We start from the raw sequence: 23,486 nt of genomic DNA, 5'->3' as shown, positions 1-23,486 counted from the left end.
AAGGCCGTAAAGTTCGGCTGAGACTAAATATCACGGTGTGTGATAGCACCAATATATCTAGGTGAGTAGCAGGTCACTGTATTCACTGACTTTAGAGCAAATATTTCACGTTGTTTGCGTTCAGGTTGCATTCTGCGGAACATCCGGTCACACTTAGCTGTTTTATAGACGGCATTTTGTAGCCAGTTTGGCGCAGAAGTGCGTTCACTAGCGGCTTTCGGTAGCATTGACTGGGCAGGATTTCTGCCAGAGTTTTTGTTCACTAGGGGTGGGGTTATGCCGCATATTGTTTCGATCAGCAGCCTAAAGGGTGGCGTGGGTAAGACTTCGCTCACGCTGGGTCTTGCTTCCGCTGCCCTCTATGCAGGTCAGCGGGTGCTGGTGATTGATATGGACCCCCACGCCGATTCTTCCACCGGTCTGGGCCTGCCGGTAACTTCGGTGGATATCGGCAGCATGCTGACCCACCCCGAACAGTACTCGCTGGCTGAGGGTGTGTGCACCTCGGCCTGGAACTCCATTGCGGCTGAGCAGGCCCCGGCCAATGTTGAGGACGACGCCGCTGGCCTTGGTAGCGTTGAGGCGGTGCGGGGCTCAGCAGCCTCAACAGCTCTGGAACACATGGAAGCAGGCGAAGAACTAGACCGTTTGGTGGCCCTGCTGGCCGGTACCGTCGATGACTACGACCTGGTTCTGATTGACTGCCCGCCCACCCTGGGCAGGCTCACATCGATGGCCTGGGCGGCATCTGACCGCGTGATTTCCGTTGCCGAGCCCTCGCTCTTTTCGGTGGCCGGCACCGAACGTACCCTGCGTGCCATTGCCCGCTTTGAAGAAAACACCGACTATTCGGTGGGGGCCGCCTCGGTGGTTATTAACAAGGTTCGCTCCACCCCCGAGCACTCTTTCCGCATTGACGAGATGAAGTCTATGTTCGGTGAGCTGGTGGCTGAGCCGGTACTTGAAGACTTTGACAGCTTTCAGAGAATCCAGGGAGCCGCCTACCCCGTGCACTTCTGGCCAGAAACCAGCGCCCAGGACTTTGCCGCTGATCTCTCAGCCCTCTATCGGGGCCTCATCGACTAGTCAGTGGCGAAAAGTATTTATTTAGCGGGCGGCCTTGCGCGCCCGCAAAGCCGAAAGCTCATCGTGAACTTCGCCGGCGACGTCCTGAGACTCCTGGGTAACCTCGCCGGGCAGCTGCGAGAGGTTGACCTCAAGCTCGCGCCACACACGGCCAATAGCAATACCGAAAACGCCCTGACCTGCCTGTACCAGGTCGATGACCTCGGTGGGTGAAGTGCACTCGTAGACCGAGGCGCCGTCAGACATCAGGGTGATACCCGAAAGATCCTCTACCCCGCGGGTGCGCAGGTGCTCAACAGAGGTTCGAATCTGCTGGAGGGAAACGCCGGTATCGAGCAGGCGCTTAACAATCTTCAGCACCAGCACATCGCGGAAAGAATACAGCCGCTGGGAACCGGAGCCCGAAGCCGACCGCACGGTGGGCGTTACCAGCTTGGTGCGAGCCCAGTAGTCGAGCTGGCGGTAGGTAATACCGGCAGCCTTGCAGGCGGTGGGGCCGCGGTAGCCAAGATTTTCATCGACCAAAGAAACGGGGTCGGTAAAGAGAACACCCTGCTCGCCGTGGGGCGGCTGCTGGGGCATGACGGCGTCGAATCCCAGCAGGGGCTGGTCCATGGGAATCGCCTGAGAAGCATCGGTAGCCAGAGACAGGTTAGGCACCTGGGCAGAAGGTCTAGAACCCTCAGATCCATTAGCTACCATGGGCACTCCTCTTTCTTTCTCGTTGAAACTGACCTTAGCTATGTTACCGCCGGTCACGAACAAATCACGGTTAATTTGCCGGGCAGAAGGCGGGCATTTTTGGTGTGTTAAATCATGAAAGGGTGCCGCGGCACCCTCCCACAAACCACTTCTAATTTAACACGCAACCGCGCAACTTAAAAGTTGCCCGCCGGGTTACTCGTAACTGGGCATAGACGAGGCCACCAGGGCCATGTGCAGGCGCAGACAGAGCTGGGCGATTTCCCCGGCCCGCTCGGCGGCCTTGGCCTGGGACTGTTCATCGCGGCGCGAAGCCAACGGAGCTACGGCCATCTCCACCAGGCCCACCTCTCGCTCGGCGGCGGCACGGAACTGGCGCAGGTGGCGCGGCTGCAGGCCGTGGGCGGTTAGCTCGGCACAGACCTTGGTTACCACCACGTCGTAGGCATCGTAGGGCCCCTCTTCTGCCAGCAGGCCAAAGGTGATGAGCTCCCGTAGCAGGGGCATATCAGTCTCGGTCTCAGCCGAAAGTTCCCGCAGGGTAAAGGTTTTGCCCGGCTCAACCGAGGCAGACATAACAGGAGCCGCCGGAGCAGAAGTATCAACCTGCTCAACCTTCTCTTCAACAGTCTCGGGAGGATCCTGCCACAGACCGGCGTCAACCTTTTCTTTGATGACTCTCAGGGGCAGGTATTCATCGCGCTGTTTCTGCAGGATAAAGCGCAGCTGCTTGACGTCATCGGCAGAATACTTGCGATAGCCGGTGTTAGTGCGGTGGGGGTGCACCAGGCCCTTGTCCTCAAGAAAACGAATCTTCGAGGCGCTGATACCGGGAAACTCGGAAGCTAGGGCTGATAGCACCTGGCCGATGGTTTTGTCTTTAGCGACCTTCTGGGACTGGTCGGTTGCTTCGGAGGAATCTGCCATTACTTGCCGGTTCCCAGGAAGAAAGCAAAGTGGAACTTACCGATACGGATTTCCGCGCCGTTCTTCAAAAAGGCCTCGTCCACGCGGTCACCATTAACGTAGGTGCCGTTCAGAGAGTTGTTATCGGTGAGCACAAAGGTACCCGCGTTGGGCACAAAGACGGCGTGCTGGCGCGAGACGGTCACGTCATTGAGGAAAATATCGGAGTTGGGGCTACGACCGGCAACAATCCTCTTCACCGCGCCGTCCTCAAGAGTCTCAACGTTGAGCAGAAAGCGGGCACCGCGCAACTCAGCGTTGGTGCCGATCAGCAGAGCCGAGCCCTCGGGCAGGGTGGCAATTGTGTTGAGCTCTTCTTCATTAGGTGAAAAGCTACCCTGCTTCTGCGACTGAAGGTTAATGGCTGCGGTGCTCAGCGCAGAAGTTTTGGGGTGCGCTTCGTGGTTGGTCATAGATAAACTTCCTCAATCGGGTACCCTCAGGTAGCATCTCAGCCGAACCCAGAGCACATAAAAACAGGGCTACACGGTGCGTGTAGGGTTCATGCTTGCCACCACAACTTGGTCACGGAACAATAAACATTGAACCTCGTGTCTAATCTTAGCTTTATCCTCGCGCAGGTGCACACCGTGAAACCTAAATTTAACGCAAAAATCATCGGTGGCTCTCATGAGAAAGCCACCGATGATTAGCGGAAAGGCTCTTAGGCGATCTCTGCCTTATAAGCCTCAGCATCCAGCAGGTTAGCCAGGTCAGCCTCGTTTTCGGGCTTAACCTCAATCAACCAGCCCTTAGCGTAGGGATCGCTGTTGACCAGAGCGGGGTCAGCTTCGAGCTCCTCATTGACAGCCACAACCTCGCCGTTGACCGGTGCAAACAGGTCTGAAACGGACTTGGTGGACTCAATCTCACCGAAGGTCTCTGAGACAGTCAGGCTATCGCCCACAGCGGGAAGGTCAACGTAGACTACATCGCCCAGGGCATCCTGTGCGTGGTCGGTGATACCGATACGAACAGTGCCCTCAGCGGAGACGCTGGTGACCCACTCGTGCTCAGAGGTGTAGGAGAGATTTGAGGGTACTTCGCTCATGGCGATTCCTTTCATCCTGTGCGGTTTAAATCCAAGAAAAAGTATCCCACAACTTAGGCTGCAATCTACTTTTTGACTCGGGTCACACAGAGGATTTTTCTAGGGCGGGCAGCTTAGATGACGTGCTCTGAGAACTTGTTGGGGTTACCAAAGCGGTGGGCGGTGATGGAGACTGCCTGCTCCTTGACAAAGGGCAGCATCTCAATGCGGCCTGCTTCGGTGACCGGAGCGGTGTAAACACCCAGGTCAGGCCGCCCGTCCAGCGCCTCGAAGATACCCGCTGCATCGCCACCGATGTAGCGAATTCGGGTGCCTTCCAGCGGGCCTCCCTCGAACTCACGCACGTCCTTCTTAGCATTTGCCGCCAGGAAGCTGCGGTATTCTTCGTCGGATTCCACGGTGATGGTTACGCCGTGGTTTTCCAGGGTTCCGGCCACCGCAACGGGAAGTTCGCGGGCAACGGAGAGGTAGACCGGGGCCTTGGCGGCAAGACCTGCCAGTACCACGCGTAGCACCTCAAAGAAGTCAGCGTCGGAGTCGCCGCGCACCTGAACGGTCTGGGTGGCGTAGCGCAGGATGTTGCGCTCCACGCCCAGCTGGGAGGGGTCGTGGCCGATGCCGAATTCGGTGTTCCATGCCTGGGAGTCAGAGCTTGCCGAGCGCAGCAGGAACTCCAGCTGCTCCTGGTCTACAGCAGAGGGCTCGCGGGTTGCAGCCAGTACCTCGCGCACGGCGGGAACGGTGGGGGCCGCGGTTGCCTGCGAGGGCTTGGTCTCCCAATCGGAGAGGGCCACCAGGTAGTTGGGGCCGCCCGCCTTGGTGCCGGAACCAACGGTGGACTTCTTCCAGCCACCGAAGGGCTGGCGACGCACAATCGCACCGGTAATACCGCGGTTGACGTAGAGGTTACCTGCCTGAACCTTGGAGAGCCACAGGGCCAACTCGTCAGAGTCCAGGGAGTGCAGGCCTGCGGTAAGACCGTAGTCGGTTGCGTTCTGTAGCTCGATAGCCTCTTCCAGGGTATCGGCGGTCATCACGCCGAGAATGGGGCCGAAGTACTCGGTCAGGTGGTACTCGGAGCCGGGCTTCACGCCATAGCGAACACCGGGAGACCAGAGCTTGCCGGAGTCATCCAGCTGCTTGGGCTTGATAGCCCATTCCTCTCCCTCGCCCAGGGTGGTCAAGCCGCGCAGCAGCTTGCCCTCGGCGGGTGCGATGATGGGGCCCATCTGGGTCTCGACATCCTGGGGGTAGGAGACGTGCAGGGAGGACACCGCATCGAGCAGCTGGTTGCGGAAGCGCTTGGAGGTTGCCACGGTGCCCACCAGAATCACGGTGGAGGCGGCGGAGCACTTCTGGCCCGCGTGGCCGAAAGCCGAGTAGACGACGTCCTTGACCGCCAGATCGAGGTCGGCATTGGGGGTCACGATAATCGCGTTCTTGCCCGAGGTCTCGCCGAAGAGCGGAAGGTCCTTGCGCCAGGAGCGGAAGGTCTCAGCGGTCTCGTAGCCACCGGTGAGAATCAGGCGGTCTACCTTGGGCGAGGAAATCAGCTGCTTGCCAGCCTCGCGGTCGCTGACCTTAATCAGGCGCACGACCTCGCGGGGCACACCCGCCTCCCAGAGAATATCCGCAATGACGGCGCCGGTGCGGGCGGTGTTGGTTGCAGGCTTGAAGATGACGCCGGAGCCCGCAGCCAGGGCGGCCAGCACACCGCCGGTGGGAATAGCGGTCGGGAAGTTCCACGGGGGTACCACCAGGGTCAGGTTCACCGGCTTGTGGGTGGCACCGTCCACCTGCTCTACCGCCTCGGCCAGCTCGGCGTAGTAGTTGGCAAAGTCAATCGCCTCGGAGACTTCGGTATCGCCCTGGTCCAGGGTCTTACCTGCCTCAGCTGCCATGACCTCCAGCAGGTCGGCACGGCGTACGCCAAGGTTGATGGCGACCTTGCGGAGCACATCAGCGCGCTCCTTGCCGGACTTAGCACCCCAGGCTTTAGAAGCCTCGATAACGGAGTCAATCAGGGGCTCAACCTCGTCAGTTGAAGCCAGCTGGTTCTCTTCCAGCAGCTGAATGCCCAGCTCGGTGGTCTTGGAACGCTCCAGGATTGCCCGACCCCAGGCGCGGTTGGCACTCAGCGAGGGGTCGGTATCGGGGGCGTTCTCGAAGCCGAAACGGGGGCGCCAAACGTTCTCAGCGGTTTCTTCGTTACGGTTCTGCTTGCGCTTGGGCTCGGGCACCTCGTCGGTCACGGAGTTCAGCGCACGGGTGAAGCGGCGTTCCTCGCGCTGGTAGAGCTCTTCGTGATCGTGCAGGTCGAAGACGGCGCTCATGAAGTTCTCGGAGGAGGCGTTTTCTTCCAGGCGGCGCACCAGGTAGGAAATCGCAACGTCGAACTCCTCGGGGCGCACGGCGGGCACGTAGAGCAGCAGGTGGCCCACGCGGCGGCGGATAATCTCTGCCTGCTGCGATGCCATGCCGATGAGCATCTCAAACTCAATGTCGTTGGCAACGCCGCGCTCTTCTGCCAGGAGCAGGGAGAAAGCAACGTCAAAGAGATTCTGGCCCGCAACACCCAGGCGGATGTTCTTGGTGTGCTCGGGGCGCAGAGCGTAGTCCAGCACGCGCTTGTAGTTGGTGTCGGTGAGCTGCTTGGAATCCCAGGTGGTAACCTCCCAGCCGTGGGTCACAGCCTCAACAATTTCCATGGAGAGGTTAGCGCCCTTGACCAGGCGAACCTTAATGCGGGAGCCACCGTTGGCAACGCGCTCAGCCGCCCATGCCTGCAGGCGCTGCATGGCGTCGAGGGTGTCGGGCAGGTAGGCCTGAAGCACAATACCGGCTTCGAGGTTCTTCAGCTGGGGCTGGTCCAGAATCTTGGTGAAGACCGCGATGGTCATGTCAAGATCGTGGTACTCCTCCATGTCCAGGTTAATGAACTTCTTCAGAGGTGAGTTGGCGGCCTGCTCGTAGAGGGGGGTGAGGCGGCGAACGGCCTCATCAACCACCTCGTCAAAGGCCCAGGCGGAGTGGGGGCCCGAAACAGCCGACACCTTCACCGAAACGTAGTCAATGTCGTCGCGCTTGAGCAGACGAGAGACCTCGGAGAGACGGCGCTCTGCTTCCTTATCGCCGAGAACGGCCTCGCCCAGCAGGTTAACGTTGAGCTTATTGCCCGAGGAGGTCAGGTGTTCAATAGCGGGGCCCAGCTTTTCGTCGCGGGCATCAACCACCAGGTGACCGACCATCTCGCGCAACACCTTGCGGGCTACAGGCACGGTGGGCCAGGAGGCGTACCTACCCAGGAAACCACCAGCGTTCACGGCTGACTTCATGTACCAGGGCAGGAAGCCGGGTACCAGGTGGGCAATCTTCGCGAGGTTCTTGCCCGCAATGGCGTCGTCCTCAGGGCGAATCACGTCGTCCACAAAGCCGACGGTGAAGTCAAGACCGTTGGGGTCTTTCAGCACGCCCGCCAGCATTTCAGCGGAGGTGTCGGCGGGAACAGACTGGGCTTCCTCAAGCCACTCTTTCACCAGCGCCTTAGCTTCTTCAGCCAGCTTCTGGTACTTCTCTGATGCAAAGGGGTAAGCCATTGTTCGGCTCCTATTCCCCGGGGCTAGCCCGGCTCATCATGAACTCTTTGCCTCTATTTGACCACGTTATGGTCAGAAACACACGATTAGGAAATGTGAATCTTTCTTGCGAAAACAGTTTAGTATTACTTAATAAATTTTTCCGCTTGTGAAAGGGCTTACCCGTGTACGACATCCGTCGCCTCAACATGCTCCTTGAGATCAAAGAGCGCGGCACCCTCGCCGCCGCCGCGCGCGTTCTCCACCTCACGCCGTCGGCGATTTCTCAGCAAATGACAGCCCTGGAAAAAGAAGTGGGCGCTCCCCTAATACAAAAGGTGGGCCGCTCCGTTCAGCTCACCGAGGCGGGCCGCATTGTTGCAGAGGGAGCCCACAGCATCTTTCGGGAGCTAGACGCCACCGCCACCAAAATTGCCCAGCTTTCCGGCGAGCCCTCCGGCACCCTGCGCATTGCCATCTTTCAGTCAGCCGCTATGGCTCTGCTAACCCCAACCCTGATTGAGCTAGCCCATACCGCCCCCAAGGTAAACCTGGTGGTAGACCAGATTGACCCCGAAACCGGCCTGGAACTCACTCGCTCCCGCCAATTCGACCTGGTGATTGCCGAGACCTATCCCGGACGCTTTGCCCCCGAACACGATGACCTTGAGCTACAGTTCCTCACCAGCGACCCGCTACATCTGGCGGTTGCGGCAGACTCGCCAGTAGAGAATTTGCAGGACGCCGCCGTCCTCCCCTGGGTACTGGAGGGCAGCCACAACACCTCCCGGCAGTGGGCGATTAACAAGTGCAGGGAGGCCGGTTTTGAGCCGCAGGTTCACTTTGACATTGAAGATTTGCTTATGCACTGCCGTTTGGTCAAAGAGGGTTTTGCCGCGGCAATTCTGCCCTCTCTGGCGACTTCTTCTCTGCCAGCCGACTTCGGCATTAAGCTCATCGAACTACCCGGCAGGCCGCAGCGGAAAATCTACACGGCGGTGCGCAAAGACAGCATTGAGGCGCCGGCTATCTTAGCCCTCAGAGCCGCCCTGAAAAAGGCTACCAACCAACTCCCCCACACCTTGGCCGAAGCAGAATAGAAAAGAGTGGCCAGGGAATACAGGTGTACCTACGTCAACCCGACAAGAAGAAACGTGTACTTTACCTATCGAGCTTCTTCGAGTGGCCATTTTTATACCGAAAATCGGAGAAAAACGGTCTATAAATGGCCACTCGGCGATCATGGCAGCCCGTGCAGATGACCCTGTTTCATCGAGTCGCCTAAACGCTTTCTAGGAGCCAGCCAATGCCTGCGCCAGCTGGGTATCGACCACCAAATCGGTAATCGCCCCGGTTTCTAAGGCACCGCGGAGGGCCTTGAGGCGGTGGTTGCCCGAAACCACCGCAATCCGCCGCTTAATCTTGGCAAGATTGTTGGGGCTGGGTCCGGAAGCCCGGGCGTTAACCTCAAGGTCCGCATAGGTTCCGTCTTCTCGAAGCAGAACCGTACACATATCCCCCACCACCCCGTGGGCACGCAAGTCTGCCTGCTCGGCGGCGTCAAAATAACCGCCCGAATACACGTGGGAGGGCACCGCCCCGCCAAAGGCACCGATACCAAAGAGGGCGACGTCCGCCTTCTGCTGGGTCTTCAGAACCCCCTGAATACTGCGCTCCTGCCACATGGCCTCGCGGGTTGAGGCGTGGTCAAAAAAGGCTGGTACCGGAAAATGCACCATGTAGGCGTTATAGGCGTGGGCAATTGAGCCCAGGATAATACCGGAGTAGGGAATGCCGGTGTGTCGGGCGTTGCCTGCACCGTTGAGCTGAACCACCACCACGTCTTTGAGCGGCCGGGTGGGGAGATACTTAGCCACCTCGGTCACGGTGGATCCCCAGGCAACCCCCACCACCGTGCCGTGGTCGATGAGGGAATCAAGCAGTTTGGCACCTTCGCGGGAAACCAGCTCTATTCTGCCCATAGGGCTCATGTCGGCGGTCGTATTGACCACGTTTACATTGATTTTGAAGCGGGCAGACAGGGACTGGGAAAGCTGACTCTTAGGCTTGAGATTCTCGTTGAGGCGAATCTGTACAATGCCGCTTTCACGAGCGTGCCTCAGCAGCCGAGAAACCGTAGCGCGGGAAGTTCCTAACTCTTCCGCCACAGCCTCCGTCGTCATCCCCCGCATATAGTAGAGGTCAGCCGCCTGATAGGCCTGAGCATTACGTTCGTTCACTTTTCTTCAGGCCTCTTGAAAATCCGTTCAAAAGTTTTGGTCATAACTACCATACGTTGTTCAAATGTAAATAACGTTAATTTGAAAGGGGTTATGTTCATGTCCACCACACAGTTTGCCCACAATTCTAAGCTCACCGCGGCCTCCCGCGCTGCGGCTCTCGACGCTATGTCTGACTCCGAGGGCCTTGATATTTTGGTGATCGGCGGCGGTGTAACCGGTGCCGGTATTGCCCTGGACGCCGCTACCCGCGGTCTGCGCACCGGAATCGTTGAGGCCGGCGACTGGGCTGCGGGCACCTCGGCCTGGTCTTCCAAGCTGGTGCACGGCGGCCTGCGCTACCTCTACAACCTCGACTTCAAGCTGGTTGCAGAGTCTCTGAGGGAACGCGGTCTATTGCTCAATAAGATTGCTCCCCACCTGGTTAAGGCTCAGCCCTTCCTCTGGCCGCTGAAGATGCCCGTGATTGAGCGCGCTTACTCGGCTGTGGGAATCGGTATGTACGACGCCATGGCTTTTGCTGGTGCCCGCGGCAAGAAGACCGTTCCTGCCCAGCGCCACTTCACCAAGAAGGGCACCAAGGAAATCTTCCCCGACATCAAGAACTCTGTCTTCACCGGCGCCATTCAGTTCTACGACGCCCGTGTGGACGACGCGCGTCTGGTAGTCGATTTGGTACGCACCGCCTCCGGCTACGGCGCTCTGGCTGCCTCCCGCACCCAGGTGGTACGGGTTAATAAGGACGCCGCCGGTAAGGTAATCGGCGCAACCGTCCGCGATCTGGAGACCGGCACCGAACGCGATATCAAGGCCAACCACATTATCAACGCCACCGGTGTTTGGACCGAGGAATCCGAGGCCCTGGCCAACGAAGACACAGGCCTGAAGGTTCTCGCTTCCAAGGGTATTCACATTATTGTTCCCCGCGACCGCATTAAGGCAACCAGCGGTATCTTCACCATGACCGAGAAGTCGGTTCTCTTCATTATCCCCTGGCAGCGCTACTGGATTATCGGCACCACCGATACCCCCTACCACGAGGATATTGAGAACCCCGTTGCCACCGAAAAAGACATTGACTACGTCATTATGCAGGCCAACAAGCTCCTAGAAAACGAGCTGACCCGCGACGACGTCATTTCAACCTACGCCGGTCTGCGCCCGCTGTTGCAGCCCAAGCTCAAGTCAGGCTCCGAGACCGCCTCAACCAAGGTTTCCCGCGAGCACACCGTCACCGAGGTTGCACCCGGTATGAGCGCCATCGCCGGCGGTAAGCTCACCGGTTACCGCGTGATGGCAGAAGACGCCGTGGACTTTGCGCTCGGTGGTCGAGCCAAGTCCAAGCCCTCCATCACCGAGAATATTCCGCTGGTGGGCGCTGACGGTTACCAAGCTGCTCTGGCTTCTTCAGAGAAGATTGCCCAGAAGCACGGTTGGACTTCCGACCGCATGGACTCTCTCTTTGAACGCTACGGTTCTGAGATTTCAGAGATTCTGGCCCTGATTGACTCCTATGCTGAGCTGGGCAAGCCGCTGGCTCACGCTCCTCAGTTCCTGCGCGCAGAGGTTCTCTACGCTGTACGGGCAGAGGGTGCCCTGCACCTGGAGGACGTTCTGATTCGTCGCGTTCGCCTGGACCTTGAACAGACCGACCGCGGCCTTTCCTCAGCCGAGGAAATTCTGGCCATCATGGCCCCCGAACTGGGCTGGTCTGAGGCAGATGCTGCCCGCGAGCTGGAGCTCTACGGTCAGCGCGTTGAAGCTATTGCCCAGGCCCAGACCCGCCAGACTGACTCCGAGGCAACCGGCCTGCTGGCTGCTTCAGGTCACGTGGCACCCCGTGTAGAGCTGAGCTAATCAGTTCTTCCCCCTTGGCAGAGCGGGTAACCGCCCGCTCTGCCACCTCGTTTTTCCATAATTCAATATCAAAACCCTAGGAATCTTCCAATGACGCAACCTTCCGGGGCTCACTGGTTTGTTGATCTAGGTAAGGCACAGAAAGGACAAGCCACGTGAGTGATTTGTTTACTTCAGCCACACTCCTAGCCGAGGGCGCAAGCCCGCTTGTTACTGCAACGGGAGAAGCCACAGGCTGGGGAGTCTTTCTCTCAGAAACCCTGGGTACAGCAGTACTTATTCTTCTCGGAGCTGGCGTCTGCGCGGCAGTTACCCTGCCCAAGTCTGCAGCCCGCAATCACGATTGGATTCTCATTGCTTTTGGCTGGGCTATGGCGGTTTTCGCAGCGGTCTACCTCTCGGCACCCTCCGGAGCCCACCTGAACCCCGCCGTCACCGTTGGCCTCTTTGTGGGGGGCAACGACTTCGCGCCAGGAGTCGCCCCCACCGTGCCCAACATGCTGATCTACTTCGCAGGTCAGTTCCTCGGTGCCTTTATCGGTGCCTGGCTGGCTTTCCTTGCCTACCGGGGCCACTTCAAAGAAGCAGAGCCCGGCACTACTCGTGGCATTTTCAGCACGGCACCTGCCATTCGTAGCTATGGCTGGAACCTGCTTACCGAAATCATCGCCACCTTTGTTCTGGTGGGCTTCGTGGTAGGCTCGGGCCTGACTCCTTCGGGACTTGGCCCCCTGGGTGTGGCACTGATTGTGCTGGCCATCGGTATCTCGCTGGGTACCCCCACCGGTTACGCCATCAACCCCGCCCGTGACCTCGCTCCCCGTATCGCCCACGCACTGATGCCCATCAAGAATAAAGATTCCTCAGACTGGGCCTACGCCTGGGTTCCCGTGGTGGGCCCCATTATCGGCGCCATTCTGGCCGCGCTTATTGTACCGGCGATGCTCGCCATCTAAACTTTCAAACAAAACAATCACAAGGATGTGAACACTATGTCAAAGACCGAACTCCCCGATCGCAAGAAGTACATTCTCTCCATCGACCAGGGAACAACCTCTTCCCGCGCTATCCTCTTCAACAAAGAGGGTGAAATTGTTGCTGTGGGCCAGCACGAGCACGAGCAGATTTTCCCCCGGGCTGGCTGGGTTGAGCACGACCCCATGGAAATCTGGGAGAACATCCGCAAGTCGGTCGGTGAGGCCCTTTCCCGCGCCGAGGTCAACCACCACGAAATCGCAGCCGTAGGCATTACTAATCAGCGCGAGACCGCCGTGGTCTGGGATAAGAAGACCGGCAAGCCCATCTACAACGCAATCGTCTGGCAGGATACCCGCACCCAGAAGATCGTCGATGAGCTTGGCGGCGATAAGGGGTCCGGAATCTACCATGACATCGTGGGCCTCAACCTCGCCACCTACTTCTCGGGCCCCAAGGTCAAGTGGATTCTTGACAACGTAGAGGGAGCTCGCGAAAAGGCTGAAGCCGGCGACCTGCTCTTTGGTAACACCGATACCTGGGTTCTGTGGAACATCACCGGCGGCGTAGAGGGTGGCGTGCACGTCACCGACGTCACCAACGCCTCCCGCACCCTGCTCATGAACATCCGTACCCTGGAATGGGACGAAAACATTGCAGCAGACATGGGAATCCCCATGAGTATGCTGCCCGAAATCAAGTCCTCCTCAGAGGTCTACGGCTACGGCCGCCAGAAGGGTCTGCTTCCCGGTGTTCCGATTGCCGGTATTCTCGGCGACCAGCAGGCTGCCACCTTTGGCCAGGCCTCTTTCGAGAAGGGCATGGCAAAGAACACCTACGGCACCGGTAACTTCATGCTCATGAACACCGGCCACGAGCCCGTGATTTCTGAGAACGGTCTGCTCACCACCGTTGCCTACAAGATTGGTGATCAGAAGCCCGTCTATGCTCTGGAAGGTTCCGTTGCCGTCACCGGCTCCCTGATTCAATGGCTGCGCGATAACCTCAAGATAATCGATGATGCCTCCGAGTCAGAGGTTCTTGCCACCAGCGTTGAGGATTCGGGCGGAGCCTACGTGGTTCCTGCCTTCTCGGGCCTCTTCGCTCCCCACTGGCGCTCCGACGCCCGCGGCGTCATCGTCGGCCTGACCCGCTTCGTCAACCGTGCCCACCTCGTGCGCGCCGCTCTTGAGTCTGTGGCCTGGCAGAGCCGCGAAGTGCTCGACGCTATGAATGCGGACGCCGACGCCGCCGATGTGGGGGTTCACCTGGGTGAGCTACGCGTAGACGGCGGTATGACCGCCAACGAGTTCCTTATGCAGTTCCAGGCAGATGTTCTGGGCGTTCCCGTGATTCGCCCCAAGGTGATTGAAACCACCGCCCTGGGTGCCGCCTACGCCGCCGGTATTGCCGTGGGCTTCTGGGACGGCGAGCAGGACGTGATCGATAACTGGGCCGAAGACAAGCGCTGGGAGCCCTGCGATGACCGTGAAGAAATCGAACGCCAGTACCGTAACTGGAAGAAGGCAGTCTCCAAGACCCTGGACTGGGTAGACGAAGATACCGATACCGAGTAAGGATTCTTGCTTCTAGGCAGGCAACCTACAGTGTCTCTGACGCTGTAGGTTGGCCTGCCTTTCTTTTTCCCCGTGCGGGTTCTGCGAGGGTCTTACCTGTAGGGTGGAGACATGCCTACATCTGAAACGTTCCGAAAGAAACTTCACTCCCTCGACGGTAAATCCTACGGTGCCCTCAAGCAGCTCACCGGCGCCTGGGATTTCGGAACTTTCACCCTGCACATCGATAAGGTGCAATCAGACCCCTACGCGCCGGCGTCCCGCATGCACCTGGTGATTCCCCGTCAGGCCACCGCCCTGCCGGGCGAGCTGACCCGCAGCGCTGAGCAGCGCGTAGCAGCAGCCGACTTTATAGCCCGCGACCTCGCCGATGCGATTCGACAGGGCCCGCGTGAATACGGTTTTGTGACTCCGGGCCAGGAGATTCTGCCGCGTAGTTCAGTGGTGGTTAGTGAGTCAGCGGTGCAGGTTCGGTTTACCTTTCAGTTTCCCGCTGCGGGACGGCGCGTGAAGGGCAAGCTCGCCGCACGGCTACTCGGGGAGCGCCTTTTCGACCTGGTGAAATACTCTGCCGTGGGCGAGCGTCTTGACCCCGAGCAGCTGCGGGAGCACGTGGAAACCTACACCGACTTCAGCGCGCTGCAGGGGCAGCTTAGCGAGCGCGGGCTGGTGGCTTTTGTTGCGGACGGCGCGATTTTACCCCGGTCTGCTGGGGATAGTGATACTCCCCTGCGTTCTGCCCTTGCCTTTGAGTCGCCCGAGGAATTTCGGGTGAAGTTTAGTCTGCCCAGCGGCCGGGAGGTTACCGGTATGGGAGTGCGAGCGGGCATTACCCTGATTGCCGGTGGCGGTTTTCACGGTAAATCTACTCTGCTGCGCGCTATTGAACGCGGGGTCTACTCTCATGTGCCTGGTGACGGCCGGGAGTTTGTGGTCACCGATCCCACCGCCGCGATGGTGCGGGCTGAGGACGGCCGGGCTGTTACGGGAACCGATATTTCCCCCTTTATCAATAATCTGCCCGGCGGTGCCGATACCTCGCGGTTTTTCACTGCCAATGCCTCTGGCTCTACGTCCCAGGCTGCCAACCTTGCTGAGGCGCTGGAAATCGGCGCTAAAACCCTGCTCATTGACGAAGACACCTCGGCCACCAACTTCATGATTCGCGATCAAGCCATGAAACAGCTGATTGCCGCCGAACACGAGCCCATTACCCCCTTTGTTGACCGGGTGCGGGCTCTCTATGACCAGCTGGGAGTCAGCACCATTTTGGTGGTGGGTGGTAGCGGCATCTTCTTTGGAGTGGCCGATTCGGTGATAGCTATGAGGTCTTACGTGCCCTCAGACGTCACCGATCGAGCCCATCAGATTGCCGGTGCTCGTGCTAAGCCGGTTGACTTTGACTTTGCTTCCTATAGCGCGGTTACTAGCGGCCGCAGTGTTGTTCCCGCTTCGCTGAGGGGTAGCCGGGGCAGTAAGCCGCCCCGGGGCCGGGGCCTTGAACAGGTACAGATTGGCAAAGAAAACCTGGACCTACGCTATCTTTCCCAGCTGGTCGATGCCGGCCAAACCAACGCGATAGCCCTGGCACTGGAGCTGGTGGCCCGGGAACTCGACCGCCCGCAGAACCCAACTCAGGGCAGGCACCTGCACAGCGCCGTCCTAACGGTGATTGAGCAACTTCAGCAGCAGGGCCTCGACCTACTGGTAGGAGCCGCCGGGGCCCGCGCCGAAAGTAGCGCGCGGGTGCGCGGGGACTTGGTGCTCCCTCGAGTGGCTGAGCTCCACCAGGCAATCAGCCGCTGGCGGGGGCTGAAAGTCGGGTCTTAGACCCTAGACCAGGCCCAGCCAGTTCCAGTAGGTGGCGCTCAGCAGGAGCACCAGCAGGTAGCCAATGACGGTCAGCGGAATACCGGTGCGCAAGAACTGCTTGGTGGTGAAAGCACCGGTTCCGTAGGCCAGCATGTTCTGCGGTGCCGAGACGGGCAGCAGGAAGCCGAAGCTGATGATGAACTGCTGGATGACCACGAACCCCAGGCCGCCGTCGGGGGTTTGCAGGGTGGTGGCCAGGGCGATGTAGACGGGAATCAGGGCTGAGGAGAGCGAAGTAGCCGAGGCAAAGCCCAGGTGAATCAGAATCGTGAAGATAGAAACCAGGGCGATGGTTGCCAGAAGCGGCAGGTTATCCAGGCCCAGGGCGCCAAAGGTCTTCTGAGACAGCCAGGCGGCAGCGCCGGTCTTGAGTAGCAGGGAGCCCAGCGAAATACCGATGGCAAAGACCACCAGGGTTCCCCAGTTAATCAAAGATTCGGCGGTCTTCCAAGTGAAGACACCCACCTTGGGTAGCAGCAGAAAAGCGATGGCAACAATCGTGACGGTCGAAGAATCAATGGGGTGCAGAATATCCTCAGTTGCCCAGAAGATGAGCAGCAGAACCGAGACCACCACCAGACGGATTTCGGCACCGGTGATGGGGCCAATTTCGGCTAGCTGGGCGCGCACGGTTTCGCGGCCGCCCTCCATGCGGTCGGTCTCGGGTTTAATGGCCCAGCGCATCACGAAGAAGAGCACCACCGACATGATGATTGACCAGGGGGCTGCCCATAAGAACCACTCACCCCAGGAGACGTTCTCCCCCATCGAATCGCCGATAAAGCCCATGGCAACCAGGTTCTGGGCGGCTGCGGTTTTGATACCGATGTTCCAGATAGAGATGGACTGGGCGGCGGTGATAATGAGCAGGGCCGCCATCTTAGAGTTCTTCTCTAGCCCGAAGGCAACGACCATACCCATGAGAATGGGGACGACGGCGCCGGCGCGAGCGGTTGCCGAAGGAACGAAGAAGGCGAGGATGACGGAGATGACGATAGCGCCGATAACGATGTGAGAGGTCTTTTCACCGGCGAATTTCAGCACCAGCAGAGCAAGGCGCTTGTGCAGGCCCGTTGCCTGCATGGCGGCGGCCAGGGCAAGGGCCGCTGCCACCAGAGCCACGCTAGATGAGCTGAATCCACCCAGAGCGGTGGGGAGAGCGCTGCTGGTTCCCAGCATCTCTCCCGGAGATTCGGGGTCGGGAGTGAAGCCCAGGAAGAGGGTGATGTAGGCGATAATCATCACCGAGGAAACCGGGTAGCTAACTGCCTCGCTGACCCACATAACCACGGCGAAGCCCAGAACGGCCAGGGCAACCTTGCCCGCCTGGTCTAGAGAATCATCGAAGGGAAGTAGCAAAATGGCAACCATCACCAGGTGGGCGAGAACAAACCAGATCGGTTTGAGGTGAAGGTGGGCAAGAAAGCCGTGCGGTGACTCATCGTGGTGGTGGGTCTGCTGGTGGGCTTGAACTACCCTGTGTTCGCGTTCTGCGGCGTGTAGGTGATGGGACTTCATTGCCTTGTTCACGGCGTACCTCCAGAATGATTATTCTGGTTTCAGATTACTCCCGCCGTTCAGGCCTGTTTTCGGCGCTCAACAGTTTTGGAGGAAAGTTTCCTTAGATAAAGTTAGGGTTATTTCGTATTTATCTTCTTCCCCTTAATTAGGCCTTTCCGCTCATGACCACGCGGGGGTGACCCAGGTTGGAAATCAGGGTCAAAATAAGGGAAAGCAGCAGGGCTGCCACCGCCAGCCAGTAGGGGGCGCCTGCAAAGGTTGCTGCCGCCAGAGGACCCGCTACCAGCGGGGCAATGGCGCCGCCGATAAAACGTACACCGGAGTAAGAAGATGAGGCAACGGAACGCGGAAGATCGGTTGCTTCCATCACCGATTCGGTGAGAACGGTGTTGAGTACACCCTGGAAACCGCCAGCGAGAATCACCGCAATAATCAGCGTGCTCAGAGCGTCAAAGAAGAGCGCGCAGACCGCCATAGCTAGCAGCAACAGGGTGAACATGCACAGCAGAATAGATTTGAGCGAGAATCGCTGGGTTAGCTTGGGGGCAATCAGCACCGAGGCCAGCGCCAGGGCAAAGCCCCAGCCAAAGAAAACGTAGCCCAGCTCGTGGGCACCAAAATTTAGGCCCCGAGCCGCTGCGGCCTCTTCTAGCGGGTAGGGGCTGTAGGCCAGCAGGATAAAGAAAGAGAAGTTGTAGAAGAAGGCGATGAGGGCAAGACGCCGCAGGGCGGCATAGCGCAGGGATTTGAGGCCCGCCCAGAAATCCTGCTTAGCGCTCGGAGCGGGAGTAGTCTCTCTGGGGTAAACCAGCAGAATTGCTAGCAGTCCCAGTAGCATGAGGGTTGCGGTGCCAAAGAAGGGCGCCCGCCACGAAAAGGAACCGAGCACTCCGCCCACCAGGGGTCCCACGGCCAGGCCAACCCCCAAGGCAGCCTCGTAGAGAACAATCGCCTGCTTAGAACCACCCGAAGCAGCACCGACGATCGCCGCAAGAGCGGTGGAGATAAAGAGGGCGTTACCCAGGCCCCACCCCGCGCGGAAGTCAATAATCTGATTGACGCTCGCCGAAGCGCCCGCCAGGGCCGAGAAAACCACAATCAGTAGCAGGCCGGCGAGCAGGGTCTTTTTGGTTCCGATACGAGAGGAGAGCCAGCCGGTGAAAAACATAGCGATGCCGGTAATAAAAAGGTAGCTGGTAAAGAGCAACATGGTCTGTGAAGCCGTTGCGTTCAAATCCCGTGAAATAGCAGGAAGAATCGGGTCTACCAGGCCGATTCCCATAAAAGAAACCGTGCAGGCAAAGGCAATAGCCCACACCGCCTTGGGTTGGTGAAGTATTGAAGCAGGTGCGGAGTCGTCTTGAGACGGCACTATAAAATCCCCTCCAGGGCTACTAATCTCTATTTAATTACACTTATGCAAATTCAGCCAGTACACAAGGATACTCCTCAACACTCGAAAGCAAAACCTCTTTACCGGTAAAATTTTTCAGCCCTCGATTCCGGGGAAGCAGACCGAGTAGAATAAGAGGACTACCCACAGACTGACGCCCGCATTAGGGGCGGCCGAAAGAACCAGCATGAATGTAGAGCCCAGCAGCCCCGAAGAAACCTCCCCTCAGCCAGATTCCTCTTCCTCACAGCCCACCTTCCGCCACGGCGTCCATACCACGCCCCTGGGAAAGATCTATTTAGCAACCAACGGCTCCGCCCTGACCGGCGCCTGGTTTGAGGCTCAGACCCATTTTGGCTCCGAGAGCGAGCTGGGCGAGCGGGTTACAGTCAGCAGCGAGCCCGTGCTACAGCAGGCCGCCCGCGAACTCGACGAGTATTTTGACGGCGACCGCCGAGTCTTCGATGTGCCGCTGGCTCCCTCGGGTACCGACTTTCAACTCGCCGTGTGGAATGCCCTCAAAGACATTCCCTTTGGTTTCACCACCACCTACGGGGAGATTTCTAAAATTGTTGGCCCCCACGCCCCCGCCCAGGCGGTTGGTCAGGCGGTGGGCAGGAACAGGTGCATCATTTTTCTTCCCTGCCACCGGGTTGTTGCGGCCGACGGTAAACTTTCCGGCTACTCAGCGGGGCTGGACCGCAAGCGCTTCCTCCTCGATTTTGAGGCACCCGCCTCCGATGCAGACGAGGGCACCCTCTTCTAGTGGACTCCCTCTTCGCGGACTCAGAAATCAACCGCCCGGTCAGGGAAATCCTGCCGGGGGTCATCCACTACCCCAGCTGGCTCAGCACCGAACAGCAGGATTTTCTGGTTAAGAAATTCTTTGAGTGGGGGTCCGATTCCCGGGGAATACCGCCCCACCAGCCGGAGATTTTCGGCCATAAAATGTCGGTGCGGCTCACCAGCCTGGGGTGGCACTGGGCAGACTACCGGTACACGCGCCAGGCGGCGGAGTTTGGCGGTGCTTCTCCCCTGCCCGTGCCCGACTGGATGGTGCGCTTGGGCCGAGCGGCTCTGGCGGATTGCTACTCGGAGAATCACGCCTCGCAGTGGCCCCGGCTGGGCAAGGGGCTCACCCGATGGGCAAACTCTTTTACCCCCGACATAGCTCTGGTCAACTACTACGCTCCTACCGCCAAGATGGGCATGCACCAGGACAAAGAGGAGCGGTCAGATATGCCGGTGGTCTCGCTCTCGATTGGCGACACCGCAGTTTTCCGTGCCGGTAACACACTCACCAAGACAGCCCCCTATACAGATTTACTTTTAGCCTCCGGCGACCTTCTGGTTTTTGGTGGCCCTTCGCGGTTCATGTACCACGGGGTGCCCAAAGTTCTGCCGGGCACCGCACCCCAAGACTGCCGCCTAGACCAGGGCCGCATCAACATCACCCTCAGAGAAACCGGTCTCAAAGACCCGCAGGCCCAGCGCTGAGACCCGAAAGGAATCCATGACAGCTCAGAACCCAGATATAGTCATCGGCTCAGACGGTCTGGCCCGCCCCACCTGGTGCAGCCGAGAAGACTTCATGCGAGACTACTATGACGCCGAATGGGGCAACCCCCTAGGAGGGGAAGCTGATTGCTTTGAGCGCCTCTGCCTTGAGGGCTTTCAGGCGGGACTTTCCTGGCGAACCGTGCTGGCCAAACGCGAGGCTTTGCGGGAACACTTTGCCGGTTTTGATCCAAACCGGGTAGCCGACTTCAGCGAGACCGATCTTGAGCGCATAGCTCAAGACCCGCGCGTCATTCGCTCGCCTCGCAAAATTGCGGCAGCGGTAAACAACGCGCGGGCTACACTCGCCCTCCGCGAGCGCGCCACTACTGTGCACACTCACGGGGCGGGCTTTGACGGGGCAAATTCCGAGGACGACGCTCGCCTACTCGGTTTCGCCCTTCCGCTTCACGGCGGAACTCGCCAGCTTGAGGTGGAAGACGGTCTACCTGCCCTGCTCTGGTCGTATCAGCCAGAGGCCACTCCCGTTCCGGCTACTCAGGCAGAGGTTCCCACCACCTCAGCCGAATCTACGGCCCTTGCCAAGGAGCTCAAGAGATGGGGCTTCAAGTTTGTTGGCCCCACCTCTGTTTTTGCCATGATGGAGGCCATTGGCATTGTTGATACCAACCTGGTGGGCACCTATAAGCGGGGGCTCTCCGGGGTGTGGGCTTAGCGGTTGACCCTCACCCGCACACCGGTGCTGGGGCGGGTCAGAATCTTGGTCCAGGGGAAGCTGGTGTCGAGCTGATCCTGAGAAATTTCTACCGACTCGTGACTCAGCGCGGCAACGGTAGCTGACAGGGCCGCCACCGCAATTTTCTCGCCGGGGCAACGGTGGTCGGAGCGTACCTCGCCGCCACCCTGGGGCAAAAATCCGGTGACCTGCTCCCAATCATCGATTCCCATAAACCGCTGGGGGTCAAAGTCAGCGGGATTCTCCCAGATAGAGGGTGAATTGTGGGTTCCCACAATGTCCATCAGCACGCGCTGCCCCTTATGCAGAGGGCAACCCGAAATCTCGGTATCCTGCTTCACGAAACCGGGAAGCATGGGAACGAAGGGGTAGACCCTGCGAACTTCTTGGGCAAAGGCAATGGCTTCTTTCAGATCGATGAGGCTACCGCCATTGGCGGCTACCGCCTGCCGGAGCCTCTGAGCCCACTCGGGATTCTGCACCAGAGCCACGGCACCAAACGCAGCGAAGCGAGAAACGGCTACGGTGGGGCGGGTCAGATTTTGAATCTCAATAGCAGAGATATGAAGATCAACCAGCTGCCCGTTTTCATCGCGCAGGTCAGCAATATGGGCCGCTACCGAATCGGGGTCAACGGTTACCTTACCCGCGCGAATATCGCCCATGAGCTTATAGAAATAGGAGTCAAGGCGTTTACGATCAACCTGCGCCAGAACATTCTTAGCAGGGTTGCCAAAGGTATCTAGCAGGTGGCTGTACTGCTTGGCCCGCTTGACCATCTGGGCCTCTTTCATGGGCAGCCCCGCCCATCGGAAGGCTGCAAGACCGTAGGCTACCGCGATGTCGTCGTAGACGTTGCCCGGTTTGCTAGCCCAGCCCTGAACCGTCTTTTGAATTTCTTCAGCTACCAGCTGCTTAAAGACTTCCACCCGTGAATCTTCATAGGCCATATCAGCCATTTGCTGCTTGCGGACCTTGTGGGGCTGCCCGTCCATGCCGTGAATAGTGCCCTTGCCAAAGAGAGAATCACTGATGGGAGCAGGCATGGCCCCCTCGCGGGAAATCTTGGATTCATCGTAGAAAAATTTTACGGCTTCTTCGCCGCGAATTACCGTGGCATCTTTACCCAGCATGGTAAAGGTGAAGGGGGTATGGGAGTGGGGCTCAAGCCCCGCTTCCCTGCGCCGGTTGGCGGCAAAGAGGTAACCGCTCTTGAGAAAATCAAGGGACTTATCTTTGAGACTTTTCAGGTTTTTAGGTGCGATACTCATAGTCATGTATTAAGCATACTTTCTACCCGGGGAGAAGTTACGCAGAACACACACTTTCATAGCAGGGCCTTTTCAACCACAATCAGGCCGTCTGGAATCGTACCTTTCTGCCCATCGGGGCCTTCGACTTCACGCTCCACCGCCCCGGCGAAAATAACTGTGTCGCCGGATTCCTCAGGCGCCAGGTACTCGGCCTCCTGCACAGGGTTGGGGAACCGATGAAAGTCTGGATCGACCTCAGCCCAGGGCGGTAGCCCCGCGTGGGAAAGCACAATCAGCCGCCCGCCGGGCTTAACCCTCTTGAGCGCGTCGGCAAGAATTTGCTCCCGAAAAAGCTCAACGGGCGACTGCAAGAAACTTGAAACAACCACATCGAAGGTTGCTTCAGACTCCCAGGTGGTGAGGTCAGCACAAACAAAGTTGGCCTCATCCTCACTCAAGCCCAGAGCGGCCGCGTTTTCGCGGGCACGCGCCACAGCGACGTCCGAAATATCAATACCGGTTGCCCGCCAGCCGTGCTGGGCGAGCCAGAAAACATCCCCGCCCTCGCCGCAGCCCAGGTCTAGAACCGTACCGGGTTCAAGCTTGGTCAGCTCAGCCTCCAGGGTGGCATTGGCCTTCCCCGACCACATACGTTCCCGCTGGCTATACATTTCGTTCCAGAAATCGCGGGGCGGCAAATCAGTGCTGGGCATGTTATCACGCACGCCGTGTTTCTTCTGCTGGTGCTGGTCTGTCATACTTTTACTCTACCGAGAGACCAAGAAGATGCGACAATGGTTCTCCGCAGGGCAAAACCCTGGTTGGCGATAATTTTCGTGGCCGGTCAGCCTGGATTAGACAGGGCCATCGATTGTATGTAAGCTGGTGCACAGAAAGTTTAGATAACTGGCAATCCTAGGGTTGTTACTTAGGCGGTTGCTATCTTTGCGCAGAGGCAAGGAGCAACTGTACTGGAGGCAAGACCTAAGCACTTCATGCTTTGCATGTGGAGCTTGGGTCTTTTTTGTTTCCTTGGGGCTTTTACCCTCTTACGGGTAGGAGCTTTCGGCAATGAAAAAGACCCCGGCACCGGATTAATCAGCTTTGTGTAGGACGTCGCTCAGGCGGCTCTTGTAGCAGAGGCTGGTTGAGTTTCGGCCCGGG

The 23,486-nt window shown here is 58.7% G+C and carries 19 protein-coding genes; 9 read left to right on the top strand and 10 right to left on the bottom strand.

Translation table 11 applies throughout. From position 1 onward, the window contains the following. Nucleotides 1-276 precede the first annotated feature (276 nt). Nucleotides 277-1,086: a ParA family protein gene (locus IEV00_RS00180; RefSeq protein WP_188358339.1), complete on the top strand. Its 810-nt coding sequence runs from the start codon at nucleotides 277-279 to the stop codon at nucleotides 1,084-1,086. Between the two features lie 21 nt (nucleotides 1,087-1,107). On the opposite strand, the gene IEV00_RS00175 is transcribed toward IEV00_RS00180, so the two are convergent. The 5 genes from IEV00_RS00175 to IEV00_RS00155 all read right to left on the bottom strand — a co-directional run bounded on the left by IEV00_RS00175 (nucleotide 1,108) and on the right by IEV00_RS00155 (nucleotide 7,401). After that, the gene (locus IEV00_RS00175) at nucleotides 1,108-1,701 is read right to left on the bottom strand and encodes a MerR family transcriptional regulator (protein ID WP_188359383.1); all 594 of its coding nucleotides are present in this window, start codon (nucleotides 1,699-1,701) and stop codon (nucleotides 1,108-1,110) included. Nucleotides 1,702-1,983: 282 nt separating this feature from the next. Continuing rightward, the gene (gene ftsR, locus IEV00_RS00170) at nucleotides 1,984-2,715 is read right to left on the bottom strand and encodes a transcriptional regulator FtsR (protein ID WP_188358338.1); all 732 of its coding nucleotides are present in this window, start codon (nucleotides 2,713-2,715) and stop codon (nucleotides 1,984-1,986) included. After that, nucleotides 2,715-3,167: an FHA domain-containing protein gene (locus tag IEV00_RS00165; protein ID WP_188358337.1), complete on the bottom strand. Its 453-nt coding sequence runs from the start codon at nucleotides 3,165-3,167 to the stop codon at nucleotides 2,715-2,717. The genes ftsR and IEV00_RS00165 overlap by 1 nt, the downstream gene beginning before the upstream one ends. 251 nt (nucleotides 3,168-3,418) lie before the next feature. Then, entirely contained in the window at nucleotides 3,419-3,805 is a 387-nt protein-coding gene (gene gcvH / locus IEV00_RS00160; RefSeq protein ID WP_188358336.1) for a glycine cleavage system protein GcvH, read from the bottom strand. A gap of 113 nt (nucleotides 3,806-3,918) precedes the next feature. Beyond that, nucleotides 3,919-7,401 (bottom strand): bifunctional proline dehydrogenase/L-glutamate gamma-semialdehyde dehydrogenase, encoded by a 3,483-nt coding sequence (locus IEV00_RS00155; protein ID WP_188358335.1) that lies wholly within the window; start codon nucleotides 7,399-7,401, stop codon nucleotides 3,919-3,921. 164 nt (nucleotides 7,402-7,565) lie between these two features. Here IEV00_RS00155 and IEV00_RS00150 point away from each other — a divergent pair, with 164 nt between their 5' ends. Next, a complete protein-coding gene (locus tag IEV00_RS00150; protein WP_229722978.1) occupies nucleotides 7,566-8,480 on the top strand; it encodes a LysR family transcriptional regulator in 915 nt (304 codons plus the stop codon). A 192-nt stretch (nucleotides 8,481-8,672) separates the two neighbouring features. Here the strand turns inward: IEV00_RS00150 and IEV00_RS00145 are convergent, their stop codons facing one another. Next, on the bottom strand, nucleotides 8,673-9,620 hold the full coding sequence (locus IEV00_RS00145; RefSeq protein ID WP_188358334.1) for a sugar-binding transcriptional regulator: 948 nt from the start codon (nucleotides 9,618-9,620) through the stop codon (nucleotides 8,673-8,675). 99 nt (nucleotides 9,621-9,719) lie between these two features. Here IEV00_RS00145 and IEV00_RS00140 point away from each other — a divergent pair, with 99 nt between their 5' ends. The 4 genes from IEV00_RS00140 to IEV00_RS00125 all read left to right on the top strand — a co-directional run bounded on the left by IEV00_RS00140 (nucleotide 9,720) and on the right by IEV00_RS00125 (nucleotide 15,859). Next, a complete protein-coding gene (locus IEV00_RS00140) occupies nucleotides 9,720-11,477 on the top strand; it encodes a glycerol-3-phosphate dehydrogenase/oxidase (RefSeq protein ID WP_188358333.1) in 1,758 nt (585 codons plus the stop codon). 155 nt (nucleotides 11,478-11,632) lie between these two features. After that, entirely contained in the window at nucleotides 11,633-12,433 is an 801-nt protein-coding gene (locus tag IEV00_RS00135) for an MIP/aquaporin family protein (RefSeq protein WP_188358332.1), read from the top strand. 36 nt (nucleotides 12,434-12,469) lie between these two features. Beyond that, complete coding sequence (gene glpK / locus IEV00_RS00130) at nucleotides 12,470-14,029, top strand: glycerol kinase GlpK (protein WP_188358331.1); 1,560 nt, start codon at nucleotides 12,470-12,472, stop codon at nucleotides 14,027-14,029. A 111-nt stretch (nucleotides 14,030-14,140) separates the two neighbouring features. After that, the gene (locus IEV00_RS00125; protein WP_188358330.1) at nucleotides 14,141-15,859 is read left to right on the top strand and encodes an ABC-ATPase domain-containing protein; all 1,719 of its coding nucleotides are present in this window, start codon (nucleotides 14,141-14,143) and stop codon (nucleotides 15,857-15,859) included. 3 nt (nucleotides 15,860-15,862) lie between these two features. On the opposite strand, the gene IEV00_RS00120 is transcribed toward IEV00_RS00125, so the two are convergent. Further along, nucleotides 15,863-17,431 (bottom strand): SLC13 family permease, encoded by a 1,569-nt coding sequence (locus tag IEV00_RS00120; protein WP_229722977.1) that lies wholly within the window; start codon nucleotides 17,429-17,431, stop codon nucleotides 15,863-15,865. Between the two features lie 136 nt (nucleotides 17,432-17,567). Next, entirely contained in the window at nucleotides 17,568-18,794 is a 1,227-nt protein-coding gene (locus IEV00_RS00115; RefSeq protein WP_229722976.1) for an MFS transporter, read from the bottom strand. Nucleotides 18,795-19,002: 208 nt separating this feature from the next. On the opposite strand from IEV00_RS00115, the gene IEV00_RS00110 reads away from it, so the two are divergent. The 3 genes from IEV00_RS00110 to IEV00_RS00100 are packed head-to-tail and all read left to right on the top strand — an operon-like array spanning nucleotide 19,003 to nucleotide 21,048. Beyond that, nucleotides 19,003-19,581, top strand: a complete 579-nt coding sequence (locus tag IEV00_RS00110) for a methylated-DNA--[protein]-cysteine S-methyltransferase (RefSeq protein ID WP_188358329.1) — start codon at nucleotides 19,003-19,005, stop codon at nucleotides 19,579-19,581. Further along, nucleotides 19,581-20,312, top strand: coding sequence for an alpha-ketoglutarate-dependent dioxygenase AlkB family protein (locus tag IEV00_RS00105; RefSeq protein WP_188358328.1), 732 nt, complete (start codon nucleotides 19,581-19,583; stop codon nucleotides 20,310-20,312). The genes IEV00_RS00110 and IEV00_RS00105 overlap by 1 nt, the downstream gene beginning before the upstream one ends. Nucleotides 20,313-20,328: 16 nt before the next feature. Further along, nucleotides 20,329-21,048, top strand: coding sequence for a DNA-3-methyladenine glycosylase I (locus IEV00_RS00100; protein WP_188358327.1), 720 nt, complete (start codon nucleotides 20,329-20,331; stop codon nucleotides 21,046-21,048). Here the strand turns inward: IEV00_RS00100 and IEV00_RS00095 are convergent. Beyond that, on the bottom strand, nucleotides 21,045-22,346 hold the full coding sequence (locus IEV00_RS00095) for a cytochrome P450 (protein WP_188358326.1): 1,302 nt from the start codon (nucleotides 22,344-22,346) through the stop codon (nucleotides 21,045-21,047). The two genes, IEV00_RS00100 and IEV00_RS00095, sit on opposite strands and share 4 nt — an antisense overlap. A gap of 50 nt (nucleotides 22,347-22,396) precedes the next feature. Next, on the bottom strand, nucleotides 22,397-23,080 hold the full coding sequence (locus tag IEV00_RS00090; protein ID WP_188358325.1) for an SAM-dependent methyltransferase: 684 nt from the start codon (nucleotides 23,078-23,080) through the stop codon (nucleotides 22,397-22,399). Nucleotides 23,081-23,486 lie beyond the last annotated feature (406 nt).

This window comes from Rothia aerolata (genome assembly GCF_014635585.1).
Lineage (GTDB): Bacteria > Actinomycetota > Actinomycetes > Actinomycetales > Micrococcaceae > Rothia > Rothia aerolata.
Note: the sequence above shows the minus strand (reverse complement) of the source record. Positions and strands in the feature narration are given on the sequence as shown.